We start from the raw sequence: 18,172 nt of genomic DNA on the forward strand, positions 1-18,172 counted from the left end.
AGTATCGACACGTTTCGTCAGCAATGTTCGAAACTATCAGCGCCCTGCCAATCCGACAGCTTGGTATAGACAGCCGACACAGCCTCTTCCACCATCTCGGTCAGCGGGAATGAAAAGGCAACAATTGCGGGCTGAATTCCAACAAAGACCACCTCGGGAACAAAGGTTTTCAGCTCGTCAATCAAGAAACTCAGCGGCAGGCTGTGGGTCGATACCATGAACATATCGGCGATGGTATCCGGGTCGATGATCCGTACCGTTCCCGCCGTCTCGCCGATATCCGCAGCATCAACCACCACCACACGTTCCGGCATCGCCGAGCGTATCAGGTGCAGACAATCTTCGGGCATTGCCCCCCCCTCCATCACCTCCCAACCTGACACCGGCTGGTTTCTTAGCCTCTCGGCCAGCAGCGGTCCTGCACCATCATCACCCATCATGCTGTTACCCACGGTCAATACGATCTGTTTGCCCGTTGTTGCTGTTTGCATCTGAATATTGCTCACTGGCCACCTCGAATCATCATATACATACTCGGTTCGTGGTAAATCGCTGTCAGAGCACGAATAAACCCCTTCGTCAGGCGCATAGACATTTCTGATTGTTCGTCGGATGAAATGGCATCAAAAGCACAAGCCAGCATATTAAGGTGATCCGGATAAATGGTGATTTCGCCGAACACCAGAAACCCCTGCATTTTCCGAAAGGCTTCACTGTCTTCGGGAAGCCCCTTAATCCACGCCAGATATTCTTCGCCACTGCACTCCAATACGGCATTCAGACAGTCCACCACCCCAAGGTGATGACCAATAGCCAAGCTGTAATACATGATCTGCTTGGCTTCTTCCGGCACATCGTAACTTTCATCGACAAACTTGCGGCTCAGACTATAGAAATAGACATGCCCCTTGATATGACGTGACTGTGCCAGGTCAACGAATGCCTCACTCATCGGCCGTTACCTCACGCGGTTTCACCTTTTCTCCTGTGCTATTCGAGCAACCACTTAGCCCGGTCAATGCCTCCATGGTTTGACTCAGCAGAAGATTGACGATTTCGGTTAAACGCGGATCATCTTTTTCAGTCAAATAAGCTGCTATCTTGCTGTCGACATTGTCAGCACTGCAGGTTGCCAGCACATCCATGACTTCATCAGCAATACGTTGCCCTTGCACGTAACCGGCCAAGAGACGGGCCTGGCGCTCAATCATCACCTTGATATCAAGCGGAATACCGGTATGTTTCAGGATCGCTTTCTGTGCCTCTGGCTGATGGGTTTTGGCGTGAAGTTTTTGATCCAGCAGGCCTAGCGCCACGGCAAAACCGTAAATAGTTGCTGCGGGGGTTGGCGGGCAACCCGGAATATAGACATCGACAGGTACAATCTTGTCGGTCCCGCCCCACACGCAATACAAGTCGTGGAAGATACCGCCGTCGCAACCACACGCCCCGTAAGACACTACAATTTTTGGATCCGGTGCCGCCTCGTAGGCGCGAAGGGCCGGTGCGCGCATCGCGCGGGTAACGGCTCCCGTGAACAAGAGGATATCGGCATGGCGCGGAGAGGCGACAACCTTGATACCAAAGCGTTCGGTATCAAAAACCGGTGTAGTGGCTGCAAAAATTTCAATTTCGCAACCATTACAACCTCCACAATCGACGCGGTAGACATATGCCGAGCGGCGGATTAGTTTGATCAGCACATCTTTCAGTTGCCGACTGTTTGGCGCTTGAGCGACAGGAACGGTTTGGGTATGCGCGGCTCCGACCAGCTGTTTGATACCTTTCACAATTCCTCCTCAAGATAACGCAGATGACTGATATTTTCGCTGTCGAGCATATTGTTGCTGCGACGGCATTCCGGACAGGTTTCCAACTGCTGGCGACGCAGCTTTAATTGCTCCCCAGTCACCCCGCTTTGCGCCAGAGTATCTAACACATACTCCAGTAATTTACGGGCCACAAACGGGCGTCCGCACTGACAGCAGTCGGCCAGACTGAACATCGCCTCTTCATACAGATCTTCTTTGCACGTTACCGCCAGCTCGAAATTCTGCGACAACGTAATGGCCTTAGTAGGGCAAACCTCTTCACAGCGCCCACAGTAAATACAGCGCGCCATTGACAGTTCCCAGCGGCGAGTCCCTGCTTTTGCATCGGTTTCCATGATCAGGGCATTGGCAGGACAGGCACGGGTACAGGCACCACAAGACAGGCACTGTTCGGCATCCAATTCGGGCTTACCACGGAAATCTTCACAGACCTCAAGCGGGGCAAACGGGTACTTCTTCGTTGCCTCACCGGTTTTAATTACAGTTTTTAATAGCTTAAACACATGGCCTCCTGCTAAAGCTTGAATGGTGAGTGCTTGCGGTTAATGCTGTACTGCTCAATCGCTTTATACGGGATGGTTTTGCTGCGCTTTTTCTTGGTATCGACAATGGTGACACGGTCGGTACAGGAGTAGCACGGGTCAAGGCTACCAATGATCAGCGGAGCATCGGCAACGGTATTGCCGCGCAACATATAGCGTAACGTCGGCCAGTTGGCATAGGTTGCGGCACGGCAACGCCAGCGGAATAGTTTCTGGTTATCACCCGTCATACTCCAATGAACGTTCTCGCCACGCGGTGCTTCGGTAAAGCCAAGCGCAAACTTATTCGGCACGTAATCAAACCCTTCGGTCAAAATCGCCCCAGCAGGCAGGTGATCAAGGCCATATTCGACAATATTCAATGAATCAAAAACTTCGCCGATCCGTACCATCACACGAGACTGAACATCTCCGTTTTCCATGCTCTGCAATTCAAAAGGAACATTACCGTAAGATTCCAGCGACTGGCCGTGGACAATACGTGCATCGCGCTTGAAACCACTGGCACGAATAAGCGGACCTACCGGGCTAAAGTCACGGGCAATATCTTTGGCAAGAATACCGACTCCGGCAATACGGCTCTCGATATTAGGGGTGGCAAGCAGTACATCGACTAATTCAGAAAAGGTCTTACGTACTTCGCGTACTAATGCGATACCTTTTAGGCGCTGGTCTTTTAAGAAATCACGACGAACACCGCCAATGAGGTTCATCCCGTAAGTCTTACGGGCGCCGGTGAGTAATTCAGCCAGTTCCATGGTCTTTTCACGGACGCGGAAAAACTGCATAAAGCCCGAGTCAAAACCGACAAAGTGGCTCGACAGACCGATATTAAGCAAGTGACTATGCAGACGTTCCACTTCCAACAATACGGTCCGGATCATCTTGGCGCGAAACGGTACATCGACCGACAAGGCGTTCTCGATCGTGTTGCTGTAGCCGACGCTGTGCGTGAAACCACAAATACCGCAGACCCGATCAGTGAGCTGGGCCACCTCCTGGTAACCCATGCGGGTTTCTGCCAGTTTTTCCATCCCACGGTGAACATAGAACATCCGGTAATCGGCATCGACAATGTCTTCGCCGTCAACAAATAAACGAAAGTGTCCTGGCTCATCAGACGTAATATGCAGCGGGCCTACCGGCACAATTCGGTTACTGTCATTACCCAGCTGGTTGTCAAATTGATAGGTTTCCGTTTCTGTCGTTGGCTGTGGACGCTGACGATAATCCATCGCATCTTTACGTAGCGGGTGAAGATCTTCAGGCCAGTCATCAGGCAATACCAATCGACGTTCATCAGGCAACCCAACCGGATGCAAACCGTACATATCGCGGACTTCACGCTCGCCCCACACGGCAGCTGGGATCGTCGGTGTCACCGAAATAAACTCCTGGCTGTTAGCATCCACCAAGACTTTTACGGTTACCCAGCTTTTCACTTCACCTTCCATAGAAAGTGAATGATAAACCGCAAAATGCCCATTCAAGCTGCGTTCATCGTTACCAAACGTTACGGCCAGCCAGCCGCCCTGATCGTAATAGAGCCATTTCATGACCTCGACCAATGACGTCATTTTCACCGTAATTGTCACTTGGTTGTCAGTCTGCCACTCTTCATCAATAATGGCTGACGGAAAGAAATGATTTACACCATCGACATACTGTTTACCAATCCGCCCCTGTTGTGGCTTAGTGTTATATTGTTCAATTGTATTGTTTATCATTACCGTTACTTACCAACCGAAAATTAAAAAGACCAGCGCCAATACGGCCACCAGAAAAGCAGGGAAAATTGCGCGGTGAATTTTCATAAATCGAAAGCGTGCCATGGTGTTTTCGGCAATACCTGCAATCAAGAACACCACCAGCAATTTAATGAACAAAATGACGAATGCAGCAAATAAGCCGTCAGCACTTAAGCTCGTCGCTTTTCCCCAGGGAATGAAAATCGCTAGAAATAGCTGGGCAACCACAAGCTGCTTGAGACCAAGACCCAGCTTTACCATCGCCAGACTGGCACCAGAGTATTCCGTCACCGGTCCTTCCTGCAGCTCCTGTTCGGCTTCTGCACTGTCAAACGGCAACTTGCCCATCTCAATAAACAACGCAAACGCACAGATAGCACCGGCCAAGATAATCGTTAGCGGTTGGTGCCACGGGGTAGTTGCCAGCGCATGACTGATATACCCCAAGTCAGTTGTCCCGACTGCCAGTGCCACCACCACAATCGTCAGGATAAAAATAGGTTCTACCAAAATACCCAGGGTGAGTTCCCGGCTGCTGCCCAATCCGCCAAACATACTGTTGGAATCAATACCCGCTAGCGCAAAGAAGAAACGAAAAATCGCCAGCAAATAGATATCAGTAATAATGTCGCCTGAAATAGGAAACGGAGATACCTGAGTCACGGTTGGCAGTGCCATACCAATAAGTAACATGGTGACAATTAACACCCACGGCATGATCCAAAAGATAAACCCGGCATTGGAGGGAGCAACAGACTGGCGACGGAGTAGCTTGGCAATATCGCGATAATCCTGCAAAATCCCCGGCCCTTTGCGCGAGTGAATTTTGGCGCGTAGTACCCGAGAGAACCCGGTGGCTAACGGCGCAAGCATTAACATGAGCATTGCTTGTGCGACGGCCAACACAATCCAGCCGGAAGCTGGCATTTCAAGTGGAGACATGATCAACTCACTCCTGACATGAAGGGAAAGAACAACACGACAAATAACGCGACGGTGCTACACAAGAAATGGACTTTACGGCTATCAAGACCATTATCTTCTACGCTCTGGCTACCATCGGTGGTTAGGCAAAGACGCGGCAATATGTAGCGTTCAGTCAACGATTGCTGAGGACGGTTGTTATAAATGAAACCAAACATATGGCGCATCGGGCGAGTGACACCTGAGGCAGAAACAGTCATACGGTGCTCGTACTGGTAACCACAGGCCCATGGGTCGCCTTGTTGACGATTAGCCAATCGGCGCTGACGGAAGGCATATAGCAAAATCGCCGGCACCAAGGTCAGTAGGGTCAGCGCAATCGCAATGACGGGCGTCGATAGAATCGCCTGATCGGCAACAGCAGGATATACCGCCATACCATTCGCCACCGAGACTGGCGCGATATGCAAAATCGAAGACGCTATTGCAGAGAAATATGGTGCAATCCATGGCGAGCCGATACCCAGCACAATACACAGCACCGCGAGAGCCGATGTCGCCGTTACCATTGCAGGCCCAACTTCGCGGGTGTTCGCCGCTTGCTCCGTTTTAGGTGCACCGGCAAAACAGATACCGTAAACCTTGACGAAACACATACAGGCCAACGCCCCGGTTAACGCCAGCATTACCATGCCAAAAGGCCCTGCCAGCAAATTGGCTACGCTGCCAGTTTTTCCAAGGCTAAATAGCGACTGGTAAATAAACCATTCAGAGACAAAACCATTGAGCGGAGGTAATGCACAGATAGCCAAGGTACCGATTAGGAATGTAATAGCGGTTTTTGGCATGGTTTTGCCCAGACCGCCCATTTTATCCATGTCTTTGGTATGCATCCGATAGACAATCGAGCCAGAACCAAGACACAACAAACCTTTGAATACCGCGTGGTTCAGCAAGTGGTACAGACCGCCCAGCAACCCCAGCAACGCCAAGGTCGGATGATGAGAGGCAATCCCTATCATGCTCACCCCGACACCAATTAAAATGATGCCGATATTTTCGATCGTGTGATAAGCAAGCAAGCGCTTGATGTCATGTTCAGCAAGGGCATACATAACCCCGAGCACAGACGACAGGGCACCAAAAATCAGTACCAGAAAGCCCCACCACATCTGGGTTGCGCCAAGAAATAGCACGCCAACTTTTAAAATGCCGTAAATACCGATTTTCACCATGACGCAAGAGATCAACGTCGAACAATACGAAGGGGCAACCGGATAAGCTTTTGCCAACCAACCATGAAGACCGATACCGGCAGCTTTAATCCCAAAGCCGGCCAACGCCAATAAAAACACCAGTGATGACGTGGTGCCGGTAACAGGATTATGGCTAAATGCACTGAAGTCATAACTGTTGGCATGCAGCGCTAAAATCAAAAATGCTGCCATGATCAACACACTTGCTACATGGTCGGCAATGAAATATTGCAAGCCTGCTTTCTTGCTTGAGAGGCTGCCGTCACTGATAACAATCAGCCAGGAAGCCAGTGAAATGATCTCCATAAACACGATAAAGACCATTACATTGGCTGACACCACCAAAGCTGTCATCGCGGCGGCAAAAATGTTGAACAGAATATTAATTTTCCAGCCACCTTTACCTAAATATTCTTTAAGGTAATTGATGGAATAGACAGAAGCTGCCATGGTCACGATAGATATCACAACCACCATCAAGGCAGACAACATGTCCATATTCACAACACGACCCGCTACGGCAGCGGCATCTGCCGAGTCATAGCCACAAACAATAGTGGTTAGGCCTGCAAGCATGCCAAATAATCCACCAAAGGCACTGATCACCCCTGCGATACGCAAGCTATCTTGTTCCTGTTTGCGCCCCACCAGCGATACTAGCGCGGCAATGCCATAACAAACCAAGGCAAATAGAACTAAAACTAACGGATTCATTTTGTTACGGCTCCATCTTTCACTGATGCAGAACTTTCTGCGGCACATTGGCGTTTCGCCTGACGTGCTTTGGTCACACTCTCCTCATCGACCACCACCAGCGCCTGAGTCGGGCAGACCTCGACACAGGCCGGGCCATCTTCACGGAAACCACACAAATCGCATTTCACGGCAATGCTTTTCACCCCGGGCTCCCAGGCCAGAATGTCTTGCCCGAACGTACTGGATACCGAAGTGGATGGATTACTGGAGCGAGGAGTCGAGGGGATAAAGGTATCGTAGCTGTTTGCCATCGCTACGGGACGACTACCATCAAAGGCTATCGCGCCAAACGGGCAGGCAACTGCACACAACGTACAGCCAACACACAGGGTCTCGTTAAGTAAAACCCGGTCACCTTCTTTGGTAATGGCCTGAACAGGACATACCTTGGCACAGGGGGCATCTTCACAGTGACGGCACATAACAGGTGCTGTCGCATCATCATGCTTAATCACCGTCAGCCGGGGATGGCTTTGCAGGCCTTCTTTCTTATGTACTGTTGAGCACGCTGCCATGCAGGTACCACAGCCAATACATTTCATAGGATCTGCAATTACAAAGCTTTTCATGACATTCCTAGTCAATTGCAAAACCCTGCAAATAGCAAAGAGTGTGCCATTAATCACACTTTTATTTTTAGCGTTATTTATCAATAAGTTAAAATCAAAATAGATAAGAAATCAGATACACCTCATTATCAATCAGTTGTCATCGACACTATTATCGTCAATCAATATCGACAATAGTGTCGAATGACAGCGATGTGCCGACACGCCCCTGTTTTCAGCCGTATTCTCCGCAATAAAAAAGGCGGTAGACACACAATGGGTCTACCGCCTTTCTTAGTATTGTTTTCGGTTTATACCGACACTGATTGCCAGGCACGGAGAATGATCCGCTCGTCACCGTCACGCCTCACCCAGCCGTCTTTTTCCATCCGATTGGCGAGTGGAATTGCATACTTACGGCTCAACCCGGCGCGCGTTTTTATGTCACCCATCGTGATACGATCCTGCGCCTGATGGTCTGCAACCACCGCCTGGACGATGCCTTGGTACAGCGCCATATCATAGTAAATGGTTTCATCCAGCGCGGTAATATACTTATAGTGTGCCAGCTGACGCAGCCATTTCTTTCCGCCCGTCACCGACACCTTGTTCAGTTCCAGACCAGCCTTACCCAATCCACGAACCTGCTCTAACAATGCCAACGCTTCAGCTGGCAAATCATCCTCATTTTCACCCTGCCCGAGACACCACTTACCATGGCTCAGGTGCACTTTATCCTGCTGTTTTATCGCCTGCATAATCACCGATAACACCATATCGTCCAACCGTAGCCGACTGCCAATTTCGCCGATGCCCATTGCACCATCTTCGGCCAACATTGCGAGCAGGGTGTGCTCGGTGTTCGTCAGCCATTCTGGCGCAAACATAATCGGATCAAGATAACGGCCTTGATATCCCTTGATCGTACCGACTTTACTGGTATCAAAATATCCCTGCAGATTTAACAGAAGCTGATACTTGAATGCAGGCGTCAAAACCGCAGGTAACTGATCTAACTCATCATAGATTCGGCGTTTACGGCCTGATGGAATAAAGTCACACCACACCACCTCGCCACCATGCAGCAGGCGACTTCCCCCTTTGAGGATAATCGCAACACGCTGGGCAAACTGAAGTGGTAGCAATTGTTTAAATACCAGTCGCGCCAATTTCGTTTCAGGGATATAACAGAGCTTGGCGACACCGTGCCACGTTCCTATAGCCACCTCGACTTCGCGCTGGCGCTTAGCCGGCGATGCCGTTTGAGTTTGACTGATACGCACCACACAGTGTTCAACCATCGGGAGCACTGACTCAGTGCCGGTCAGAAGGTAACCTCGCCTAACCTCTTTACGGGTCAGTCCCTTAATATTGACCGCAACCCGGCAGGTTCCTGACACCGAATCCAGCTGCTGATGATAAGCTTGAATCGAACGCACAGTACCCACCTTTCCCAAGGGGTAACAGCGCACCTTATCGCCGATGCGCAAGCAGCCTTGCGCCAAGGTACCGGTCACAACCGTTCCGATCCCGTTAACAACAAAGGCACGGTCAACATACAGAAACGGCGGATTCACATAGCCAGAATGTTCAGGTTCAGAGTTCGACGCACATGACTCTGGAGCCATGCATGTCCGTGCAACAGTCTCGATAACTAACTGCCGCAACGCCGGTATATTGTCTTGGTGTAGTGCCGATACCGAGATCAGCTCCGGGACCATGTCCGTCATCTCCATCACATTTTCCAACGCTTGTTCTTCAATCTCGGCCAGACGCTCGGGAGAAACCTTGTCACGCTTGTTAATACAAACGATGATCTCCTCTATCCCCATGGCGTGGGCAACCTGAACATGGGAGGTTGTCATCGGCATCCAGCCTTCGTCGGCCGCAACCACCAAAATCAACGCATTGAGGTGCCATACTCCTGCAACCATATTGCGCAAGTATCGCTCATGCCCCGGTACATCGATAACACCGATAGTATTGCCATGATCATCTTGAAAATGAGCAAAGCTCAAATCTTGAGTCATCCCCAATGCTTGCTCATGGGGACGAGCGGTAACAATCCCCGTCAACGCCTCAATCAGTGCAGTCTTGCCATGGTCAACATGCCCCGCCAACCCCACTACAGCCTGATAGGCAGGCTCCACATTTTTTGCATGTATCATCGTGTTCTCGACCTATTCCTGGAAACGTTGTAGATAGTGTTCTATTTGGCTTTCAAAGCGAGGAAGATCCTCATCAAGCAAAGTCGCCAGATTCAGCATCAGCCGCTCAGCATGTAAATAAGCAATAATCGGAGTAGGCATCGCCCGCAGGGCATCAAGATGTTGTTGCGCCTTACCCGGTAGCAACAAGGCTAGGCCGTAGCAATCATAGGTTTCGGACGGAATAGAGCCACCGCCCACCAGCATCTCCATCGGAACCGTTTCAGCGTACGGCGACCACTTTACCGCCAGACGGTCGGCCAAAGTGCGGGTGTGCCGGCAACGAAGGAGAGTAAGCTGTGCAATACCTTCGCCTGAAGGGGCCTGGTTTAGTTTTCGTATCAGCAACTCTTCCAACAGTGACAAAACAATGCGGCCCGGGCGGAAGGCCCGCATCATCGGGTTTTTCGCCAATATTGTCGTCAATGCCTGACGCCCCGCAATAATCCCGGCTTGCGGGCCGCCGAGAATTTTGTCGCCAGAGAAACACACAAGATCAGCCCCCATTTGCAAATATCGGGAAAGCGACGTCTCGCTGCTGGCGTATTGTTCCGATGACAAGCCCGACCCTTGATCAACCACCAGTTGAACATGTTCGGGTAAGCGTTTGGCAACATCCTGAATATCAGGTGATTCGGTAAATCCTTGGATTGAAAAATTAGACTGGTGCACCATCAATACCATAGCCGTATTGTCGGTGATCGCGTTGATATAGTCGTCGCTGGTAGTGATATTGGTAGTACCCACCTCAACCAACTTGCACCCAGAGAGCGCCAGGATATCGGGAATACGAAAACCGCCACCAATCTGAATTTGCTCACCACGAGAGACAATCACCTCCTTGCCCGCTGCCAGCGCATGCAAGACCAGATAAATAGAAGCCGCGTTATTGTTGACAATGACACAGTCCTCAGCCCCAAGCCATGCATTTACCAGCGTCGGCAACAAACCATTTCGGCCGCCACGCTTACCGGTAGCAAGTTCTAGCTCAAGGTTACTGTAACCGGTATTCACATCACGTACGCTATCCCATATCTCAGTAACAATCGGCGAACGCCCCAGGTTGGTATGTACCGCAATACCAGTGGCATTAAGCACTCTCATCTGACGCTTAGACTGCTGAACCTCGCAGACTTTGATTACCGCAGCTAACACATCTATACCCTCGACACCTTGCACTTTAAAGCGCTCAGACTGGCGAATAAGGGTAAGCTGAGAACGAATAATCTCTGTTACAACAGGCCGGCTCAAGGCTAAAACATAGGGTCGCAGGGAAAGGTGTTGCAGAAGTTGTTCTACTTGGGGGAGACGATAATTGATTGCAGTTTTGACGGCCACTGGCGCATTCCTTGAACTGATCCAGACATAACAATGACCATGCTTTATCTCAAACATAGTCTGTACTGAAAGAGCCATTTAAGCGCTTGAAATGGCGGAAGAGGCAGGAATCGAACCTGCCAGAGCCTATTCAGCTCACATCGGTTTTGAAGACCGAGAAGGCCACCAGACCTCATCTCATTCCGAAACTGCGTGCATACTATGCGAAGAAGATGAATAATTTATTGATATAAATCATTTATCATACAAATAAGGAGAATTTATAAGAATGCGGTAAAACAGCTATCAATTTAGAAACTAACCACGAAGATCACGTAGTTGTGCCAATCTGGATAACTAGTTGTTTAGGTCATTGCGCAGGAAAGATTATACCAATCTGGATAAGTAGTTGTTCAGATAGTTGCGCAGGAAAAATCACTTAGAACAAGGCATGAATTGCTGTTAACTAGTTACTCTAATTACAAAATTCATAACGCAGTTAAAAGTGATTTTAACCAGCAAGAATGATCAAATACTTATGTAGATTGGTATTACTAAGGAAAAGCATCAGAGCTATAGCTAATTGCCAGACACAGCAAAACACGCCATTAAGCGCTTTATTTTGAAATATTCAGATTGGTTATTGTACAAGGGGAAACTTGGAGCGGGCAGCGGGAATCGAACCCGCATCATCAGCTTGGAAGGCTGAGGTAATAGCCATTATACGATGCCCGCTTTATTGGTATCACTACGGAGTGCAGTGACGTTCTGCATCGAACACGTTCATAATGTCCAGAATGCGCTTTGAAATAAAGCATTGATTTTTAAAATATGACACACATCACAAAACACCTTGTTAGATGCTTATTAAACAACCACATAGCTTCAATATCGCCTAAACCTAAACAAGCAAAAGCTGGCATAAGGCCAGCTTTTGTAAATACATTTCTGTTCATCTATTTACTTGAAGGGTATTCGCCTTCTTTACCCTTTTGTGCCTTGTTGCTTACTGTCCAGTGCTCATTAGGATCATAACTCTCGTCGCAGATATCCAGAGAGAACCCCATATCAACAATCTCTTTTAATGTCAGGTTATCAGCAAGCTTAGCAATATCTCCTGACTTGTTACGTAGCTCCATAGTCGCCTACCTTCATCAAATGTCCAACGCCCAAGTGACATCTTAAATATAGTGCTGCCTATTACATTTGTCCTGCCGTCGGTAATTCAGGCAAGGCAATAGCCCTGCATTTGCAGGGCTATCATCGGTTAGTGACTATTTACTTTAGAGATTGAGATTGGCTTCAGATTTGCTGCCAAACCATGCTTTGATCCGGGCGCTCACCTTTTGTCCACCACTTGGCTTTATATTTCACGCCATTGTAGGTAACAATATCGCCACCAACGTAGACGGCATTAGGATCCCAAGTCGTTGCTGCGTCTACCGTTACTGTCACAGCAATCGTTTTACTTGATTCTGCCTGGCCGTCCGACACAGTCACAACAAGATTAACCACGGTCTCTGCCGATACTGTTGGAGCTACGAAGGTAATATCAGCACCTGTCGCAGTCGTGGCCACTGTGCCACTTGAAACTGTATACGACAACGCGTCACCTTCAGCATCATCTGCCGCAACAGAGATCACGACTTGTTGGCCGCTGGCTACTGTAGCCGTTGCTGGTGCCGTCAGTACAGGAGCAGTATTACCACCCACTCCGGTTCCTTTCACATTCACCGCCACATTCTTCGTTACACTCTTGCGGCCATCTGTCACCTTGACGGCAACAACTTCTTGCAAATCAGTCGCTGTATTCGGAGCCTGATAGGTAACCGTTGCACTGCCATCGCCATTATCGACAACGGTGGCATTGGTTGCGCTGAAGGTCAGCTTGTCACCGACATCCGCATCGGTTGCAGAAACAACGAAGCTGATCACCTGACCGGAGTTAGCCGACTGGGCCGCAGGGACAGTTAGTACAGGCGCATTATTTGGTACCGTACCAGCGCTGAATACACGATCAACTGCCTCGGCAAGTGGCGAGCTTAGCTTGGTACACTCCTTAAGGTTAGCGCCATGGTTAATAAAGGTGCCCTCACACTTAATATCACCATGGACCTGCCAGACAATCACACCACCCAAGTTGTTATCGACAATGTACTGGGCCTTCTTCTCGATAGCAGGTACATCATCATAGCTAAGGAAGTATTTGCCTTTCACCGCATACGGTACTTCGGCATTGGCATCCCACTTATGCTCCCAGCCAGGCTTGTTCATGATGTAGTTATAGTTTGGCTGCCCTTCGAAAGCTTTCCAGTTATCCATGTCTGCCGCTGAATTTGTCGGACCATCGACACTGAAGTTGACGGTACGTTTCTCGGTCGGGGCACCGACATACGCCACTGGCTCGGTCGTTTGTACACCACGGCCATAAAACGCAGCACCAAAGTTAATTTTGTTTGAAGGAACGCCTTTGGCTGCCATCCAGTTTCGCAGATAATCGAGGTTGAATTCAGCGAATTCTTCCTCCGGATATCCGTATAGCGGCGAGTTATGTCCGGCTACATTTGACCATCCACCGTTAAGGTCGTAGGTCATCATGTTGAAATAATCCATGGAGGCAACAAGGCGGGGCCAGTTATAACCCTCAAGTTTATTCGGTGCAGCCGAGAAAGCAGCCGTTAGCAATTTGTTCGGGCCAATTCGCTCGCGAATATCTTCCATCAACTGTTCGAAATCAGCAAAATCTCGCGGACTACCCGGGAAATTCATACCGCCGCTTCCCGGGAATTCCCAGTCAATATCAATCCCGTCAAAGCCTAATGCCATCAGCTTATCGACATCAGCCAGGAAGCGTGCTTTCTTGACTGGGTCTTGCGCCGTTTCAGGGAAGTGTTTCGACATACTCCAGCCACCCAGAGATGCCATGACCTTCACACCTTTAGAATGGGCTAGATCGATAAGGCCTGGTGCACCGCCTGCTTTTTTCAGAGGGATTGGGAACTGTCCTGTGATGCCTGTCGGCTCATGTAACCAGCCATTTCCATGCTGTACAAAACCTTGGTTTTTAACCTTGAGGTATTGCTCCTGATTCCATGGTTCGTTGACCGGGAACTGGTGAACATACTCAAGCTCACCCCAAAGAATATGGAAATCCCAGCTAGAATAAACATCTGGGTGGAGCAGAGGTCCGGGTTCCTGAACAGCCGTCGGTTGATAGATGTTTTTATTTCGTAAATCACCACTATGCAGCGAACCGTCTTTAGCAACACCAAAGAATGAGAAGTTGAGGATAGAGTAAATATCCATATTTACGTTCAGGTGGGTGGCCTCACCTTTGACACTAAATCCTTCGTTCGGCCCCTTCCAGGCTTCCCACTGGGTGAGGTAACCGATCACATTCTTATCATGTGTCGGTGCCGCCTGAGCGGTACTGGCTACCCCTGTTAACAACATAGCGGCAACAGCGCCGGCAACTTTGCTCAGGTTCAATCCCTTTTTCATGTTTTACTCCACGTCATCATTACTAAAATCATCCGGGTACGACTTTTTTGTTATCGAGACCCACAAGTGACTCTTTGTTAGCTGCATTCAGGCATGGTTTACGTTTACACAATCAGAAGCTATTTGCCCTACAACAAAGAAACCATCGTCCGAAAGCCTCTCTCCTAAGAGTTCGTAATCATTGTTAGTGAAGTTTTTTTGTTTCGCGAAAATTATTGAAAAATTTTAATAATACTTCTAGGAAATATGTGCAATTTTTGTAAACAAAATGGCATTCGTTCTAATTACATTCCAAGTAGCCAGATATTTAGCTTCATGATCAGACAAAACCGACAAGATGATTCATAAAACCAAATAAGATCCATAAAAAGTATGACAAATGATGATAACATGATTTAAAACACAGCATTCCATAAAAGAATCACTGCTATTGTTCTATATTCACTATGCCTCACAGTTCTCATAAATTTACAACAAACTCAATAACATCAATTCCTATTAACGTCATAAAAAGCTACTATAGTGGATTATATATCTGAGTAATTTCTAACGCGCTTACAGGGATTGAAAATGATCAAAACCGCAACGAATCAATCTCAGGGAATGCTGCTTTTTCAATTAACATCGCTCCAGTCTTTTGCTATTGGAACGCTGAAGGTAAAAGAAATTGTCCCTTATACACCTTTGACGGCTATTCCGCATTCACACCCGACAGTATTAGGGGCTGCCAATTTGCGGGGCGATACATTGCCAGTGATCGACATGGCTAAGGCCGTAGGTTACCCGCCGCTCAGCAAAGAAGAATTGAAAGACTGCTACATTATCATTACTGACTGTCGCCGTATGCTGGTCGGTTTTTTGGTGCGCGGCATCAATAAAATTACAGAATGCAACTGGCACAACATTGATGCGCCACCAAGCGCGCTGGGAAGCAATGTATTTGTCACCGGCGTTATGAAAGTCGATAACAAACTTATTCAGCTGCTCGATGTCGAGTTACTGCTCTCGAAAGTTTTTCCAGATACGCCAGACAGTCTGCATCCAGTACTCACCGATGTTCAGCGCGAGATCCTTCGCCCGCTCAAAATATTGCTGGTTGATGATTCCGCGGTGGCTCGGCGCCAGTTGTCTCAAGCGCTTGATAGCATTAGTATTCCCTACTTCATTGCAACCAACGGCAGTGATGCACTTAGCATGCTTGAGCATGCGGCTGATGTTGGCAGTCCGTTCGACATTTTGGTCAGTGATATTGAAATGCCTGGGCTCGACGGCTATGAGCTTGCTTTCGAGGTCCAGAATAGCAGCAAACTCAACCATGCCTACATTATTCTGCATACTTCTCTATCGAGTGAAATCAGTGTTTCCCAGGCTCACCAGGTCGGTGCTCACGAAGCACTCACCAAGTTTGAAGCCAATGAGCTTATTCATGCCATGCTACGCGGGGCAGAAAAAGTCAGCGCTACAGCTTAACGCCGCTTCATCAAAATTCGGCCAATACGATGAGGGCACCCTTAGTGCCCTTCTCCTCTTTGTGAAATTATCTCTCCCTCACCCGTTCTTTATCTAAATTCAACTAGGGTTAATGCAGCAAGTTTTATTACGGCTAGGGTTAACAGTAAAGAGGTAAGCTATGGCTGACTTTATTCTGCTAAGTATCGATTTTCTCTCCGGTCTGTTCATCTTCATCCTTGGGCTAGGCGGACTGCTTGTGATCTATATGTATATTGTCGATATCAGGCAACATAAGCATGCGATTCGACACAACTATCCGGTTATTGGTCGGTTCCGCTACCTATTTGAAAAACAAGGCGAGTTCTTCAGACAGTATTTCTTTGCCATGGATCGGGAGGAAATGCCCTTTAATCGCGCTGAACGTAGCTGGGTCTATAAAGCTGCCAAGAATGTTGACCGCACTCTTGCTTTTGGTTCAACCCGCAACTTGGATCCTACCGGTACGATTATGTTCATGAACTGTGCCTTTCCGACCCTGGAAGAAGATGCCGTCGTACCTGCCGCCATTACCATAGGCGAACATTGCCGTACTCCCTATACCACCAGCTCAATCTTCAATATCTCAGGCATGAGTTACGGCGCTATATCCAAACCTGCTGTACGGGCACTGTCGAACGGTGCACGAATTGCCGGTTGCTGGATGAATACCGGAGAAGGAGGCCTGAGCCCATACCACCTGGAAGGAAAGGCCGACATTGTCTTTCAAATTGGTACGGCCAAATATGGCGTTCGTGATGAAAATGGCAATTTGAGCGAGGAAAAACTCCGTGATATAGCTTCCCACCCAGAAGTGAAAATGTTCGAAATCAAAATTAGCCAAGGTGCCAAGCCGGGCAAAGGCGGGATGCTTCCAGGCAAGAAGGTGACGGCGGAAATCGCCCAAATTCGCGGTATTCCCGAAGGGCAGGATTCTATTAGCCCCAACGGCCACAAAGATATCCGCTCGGTAGGCGATCTTCTGGACAGAATCGAGCAGATCCGGGAAATAACCGGCAAGCCTGTCGGATTTAAGGCTGTGTTCGGCTCATTAAAATGGTTCAACGATCTCCTCGATGAAATCGAACGAAGAGGAGCAGAAAGTGCCCCCGACTTCATCACCATCGACAGTGCTGACGGTGGTACCGGCGCCGCCCCACAACCCCTCATGGATTACGTTGGTTTACCGCTAAAAGAAAGCTTGCCCCTTGTTGTCAATTTGCTAAAAGAGAGACAGCTTAAAGATCGTATCAAGATCATCGCCTCCGGCAAGTTGATCACCCCGTCAAAAGTCGCCTGGGCTATCGCGCTTGGCGCCGACTTTGTTGTGTCTGCCAGAGGCCATATGTTCGCCCTTGGCTGTATTCAGGCACTGCAATGTAATAAAGATACCTGTCCAACAGGGATCACTACCCACAACAAGCGGCTGCAGCAAGGTCTCAATGTCGAAGATAAAACACAACGAGTGGCCAACTACAACAAATATATCCACTATGGTATCGGTCTGATCGCCCACTCATGCGGCGTAAGCAATGTCAGGCAGCTGGATAAATCCCACATCAGAATTGTAACGGCAAACGGCTTATCCGTTGCGCTGGAAAAACTCTATGAAATGCATCATTAAACATGGACTGTTTGACGGTTTTCTGACATTAAAAAAATCCTGATATGGCAAAGTAGTCCTACAGCCAAGCAACATTTGTAGGTTCTCCATGATCAAGCGCGCTATCTTAACTCTTCTCCTTCTGGGAGCATCGACCAGCTCATTGGCTTCCCCTGAGCTTCTCTCTCCATCTGAAATTCAGTTCGGCCAATTTGAGCTGATCGAAACAATAGAAATTCAAGGTGACATAGAAGACAGCTTGTTACGCTTAGTGGATAAGAACCTGCAATACAAAGATTCAGATTTCTACGTTATTCAGGATATCTCAGAAGATACTCGCAAGGATACGCTGACTGTGGTCGTTAACTTATACAACCAAAGCGCCAATTACAGTCTTTCCCAGCATCCCGCATAAGCACAAACCAAGCAGGGAGCGATATCCGCTCCCTG

Annotated in this window: 15 protein-coding genes and 2 tRNA genes; 3 read left to right on the forward strand and 14 right to left on the reverse strand. The window is 48.7% G+C overall.

What is annotated here, in order from left to right:
* Window positions 1–17: 17 nt before the first annotated feature.
* From hycI to L4D19_RS00475, 14 genes are all read right to left on the reverse strand, one after another.
* Complete coding sequence (hycI, locus tag L4D19_RS00410; protein WP_428451386.1) at window positions 18–491, reverse strand: hydrogenase maturation peptidase HycI; 474 nt, start codon at window positions 489–491, stop codon at window positions 18–20.
* 11 nt (window positions 492–502) lie between these two features.
* Window positions 503–952, reverse strand: coding sequence for a formate hydrogenlyase maturation HycH family protein (locus L4D19_RS00415; RefSeq protein WP_428450662.1), 450 nt, complete (start codon window positions 950–952; stop codon window positions 503–505).
* Window positions 945–1,790 carry an NADH-quinone oxidoreductase subunit B family protein gene (locus L4D19_RS00420; RefSeq protein WP_428450663.1) on the reverse strand — a complete coding sequence of 282 codons (846 nt, stop codon included), beginning with the start codon at window positions 1,788–1,790 and terminating at the stop codon, window positions 945–947. Before L4D19_RS00420 ends, L4D19_RS00415 begins: the two co-directional genes overlap by 8 nt.
* Window positions 1,787–2,335 carry a formate hydrogenlyase complex iron-sulfur subunit gene (locus L4D19_RS00425; RefSeq protein WP_428450664.1) on the reverse strand — a complete coding sequence of 183 codons (549 nt, stop codon included), beginning with the start codon at window positions 2,333–2,335 and terminating at the stop codon, window positions 1,787–1,789. Before L4D19_RS00425 ends, L4D19_RS00420 begins: the two co-directional genes overlap by 4 nt.
* Before the next feature lie 11 nt (window positions 2,336–2,346).
* Window positions 2,347–4,101: a hydrogenase large subunit gene (locus L4D19_RS00430; RefSeq protein WP_428450665.1), complete on the reverse strand. Its 1,755-nt coding sequence runs from the start codon at window positions 4,099–4,101 to the stop codon at window positions 2,347–2,349.
* A 9-nt stretch (window positions 4,102–4,110) separates the two neighbouring features.
* Window positions 4,111–5,064, reverse strand: a complete 954-nt coding sequence (locus L4D19_RS00435; protein ID WP_428450666.1) for a respiratory chain complex I subunit 1 family protein — start codon at window positions 5,062–5,064, stop codon at window positions 4,111–4,113.
* A 2-nt stretch (window positions 5,065–5,066) separates the two neighbouring features.
* Entirely contained in the window at window positions 5,067–7,016 is a 1,950-nt protein-coding gene (locus L4D19_RS00440; RefSeq protein ID WP_428450667.1) for a proton-conducting transporter transmembrane domain-containing protein, read from the reverse strand.
* Window positions 7,013–7,627: a 4Fe-4S dicluster domain-containing protein gene (locus L4D19_RS00445; RefSeq protein WP_428450668.1), complete on the reverse strand. Its 615-nt coding sequence runs from the start codon at window positions 7,625–7,627 to the stop codon at window positions 7,013–7,015. Before L4D19_RS00445 ends, L4D19_RS00440 begins: the two co-directional genes overlap by 4 nt.
* 290 nt (window positions 7,628–7,917) lie before the next feature.
* Window positions 7,918–9,774 (reverse strand): SelB domain-containing protein, encoded by a 1,857-nt coding sequence (locus L4D19_RS00450; RefSeq protein ID WP_428450669.1) that lies wholly within the window; start codon window positions 9,772–9,774, stop codon window positions 7,918–7,920.
* 12 nt (window positions 9,775–9,786) lie between these two features.
* Window positions 9,787–11,151, reverse strand: coding sequence for an L-seryl-tRNA(Sec) selenium transferase (gene selA / locus L4D19_RS00455; protein ID WP_428450670.1), 1,365 nt, complete (start codon window positions 11,149–11,151; stop codon window positions 9,787–9,789).
* A 92-nt stretch (window positions 11,152–11,243) separates the two neighbouring features.
* Window positions 11,244–11,335, reverse strand: a tRNA-Sec gene (locus L4D19_RS00460).
* A gap of 455 nt (window positions 11,336–11,790) precedes the next feature.
* Window positions 11,791–11,865, reverse strand: a tRNA-Gly gene (locus L4D19_RS00465).
* Window positions 11,866–12,086: 221 nt separating this feature from the next.
* A complete protein-coding gene (locus tag L4D19_RS00470) occupies window positions 12,087–12,269 on the reverse strand; it encodes a hypothetical protein (RefSeq protein WP_075767743.1) in 183 nt (60 codons plus the stop codon).
* A gap of 163 nt (window positions 12,270–12,432) precedes the next feature.
* Window positions 12,433–14,631: a glycosyl hydrolase family 18 protein gene (locus L4D19_RS00475; RefSeq protein WP_083652153.1), complete on the reverse strand. Its 2,199-nt coding sequence runs from the start codon at window positions 14,629–14,631 to the stop codon at window positions 12,433–12,435.
* A 570-nt stretch (window positions 14,632–15,201) separates the two neighbouring features.
* On the opposite strand from L4D19_RS00475, the gene L4D19_RS00480 reads away from it, so the two are divergent.
* The 3 genes from L4D19_RS00480 (at window position 15,202) to L4D19_RS00490 (ending at window position 18,137) form a co-directional block, all read left to right on the forward strand.
* Window positions 15,202–16,101, forward strand: coding sequence for a chemotaxis protein (locus tag L4D19_RS00480; RefSeq protein WP_089153720.1), 900 nt, complete (start codon window positions 15,202–15,204; stop codon window positions 16,099–16,101).
* Between the two features lie 160 nt (window positions 16,102–16,261).
* The gene (locus L4D19_RS00485; protein ID WP_428450671.1) at window positions 16,262–17,743 is read left to right on the forward strand and encodes an FMN-binding glutamate synthase family protein; all 1,482 of its coding nucleotides are present in this window, start codon (window positions 16,262–16,264) and stop codon (window positions 17,741–17,743) included.
* 88 nt (window positions 17,744–17,831) lie between these two features.
* Window positions 17,832–18,137 carry a hypothetical protein gene (locus L4D19_RS00490; RefSeq protein ID WP_428450672.1) on the forward strand — a complete coding sequence of 102 codons (306 nt, stop codon included), beginning with the start codon at window positions 17,832–17,834 and terminating at the stop codon, window positions 18,135–18,137.
* Window positions 18,138–18,172 lie beyond the last annotated feature (35 nt).

Origin of the sequence: Photobacterium kasasachensis (assembly GCF_050336885.1) — a bacterium.
In the GTDB taxonomy this organism is placed as follows: domain Bacteria; phylum Pseudomonadota; class Gammaproteobacteria; order Enterobacterales; family Vibrionaceae; genus Photobacterium; species Photobacterium kasasachensis.

Coding starts and splice junctions, on each gene's coding strand:
- hycI (WP_428451386.1), bottom strand. CDS start 491: ATGCAAACAGCAACAACGGGCAAACAGATCGTATTGACCGTGGGTAAC.
- L4D19_RS00415 (WP_428450662.1), bottom strand. CDS start 952: ATGAGTGAGGCATTCGTTGACCTGGCACAGTCACGTCATATCAAGGGG.
- L4D19_RS00430 (WP_428450665.1), bottom strand. CDS start 4,101: ATGATAAACAATACAATTGAACAATATAACACTAAGCCACAACAGGGG.
- L4D19_RS00435 (WP_428450666.1), bottom strand. CDS start 5,064: ATGTCTCCACTTGAAATGCCAGCTTCCGGCTGGATTGTGTTGGCCGTC.
- L4D19_RS00440 (WP_428450667.1), bottom strand. CDS start 7,016: ATGAATCCGTTAGTTTTAGTTCTATTTGCCTTGGTTTGTTATGGCATT.
- L4D19_RS00445 (WP_428450668.1), bottom strand. CDS start 7,627: ATGAAAAGCTTTGTAATTGCAGATCCTATGAAATGTATTGGCTGTGGT.
- L4D19_RS00450 (WP_428450669.1), bottom strand. CDS start 9,774: ATGATACATGCAAAAAATGTGGAGCCTGCCTATCAGGCTGTAGTGGGG.
- L4D19_RS00470 (WP_075767743.1), bottom strand. CDS start 12,269: ATGGAGCTACGTAACAAGTCAGGAGATATTGCTAAGCTTGCTGATAAC.
- L4D19_RS00475 (WP_083652153.1), bottom strand. CDS start 14,631: ATGAAAAAGGGATTGAACCTGAGCAAAGTTGCCGGCGCTGTTGCCGCT.
- L4D19_RS00480 (WP_089153720.1), top strand. CDS start 15,202: ATGATCAAAACCGCAACGAATCAATCTCAGGGAATGCTGCTTTTTCAA.
- L4D19_RS00485 (WP_428450671.1), top strand. CDS start 16,262: ATGGCTGACTTTATTCTGCTAAGTATCGATTTTCTCTCCGGTCTGTTC.
- L4D19_RS00490 (WP_428450672.1), top strand. CDS start 17,832: ATGATCAAGCGCGCTATCTTAACTCTTCTCCTTCTGGGAGCATCGACC.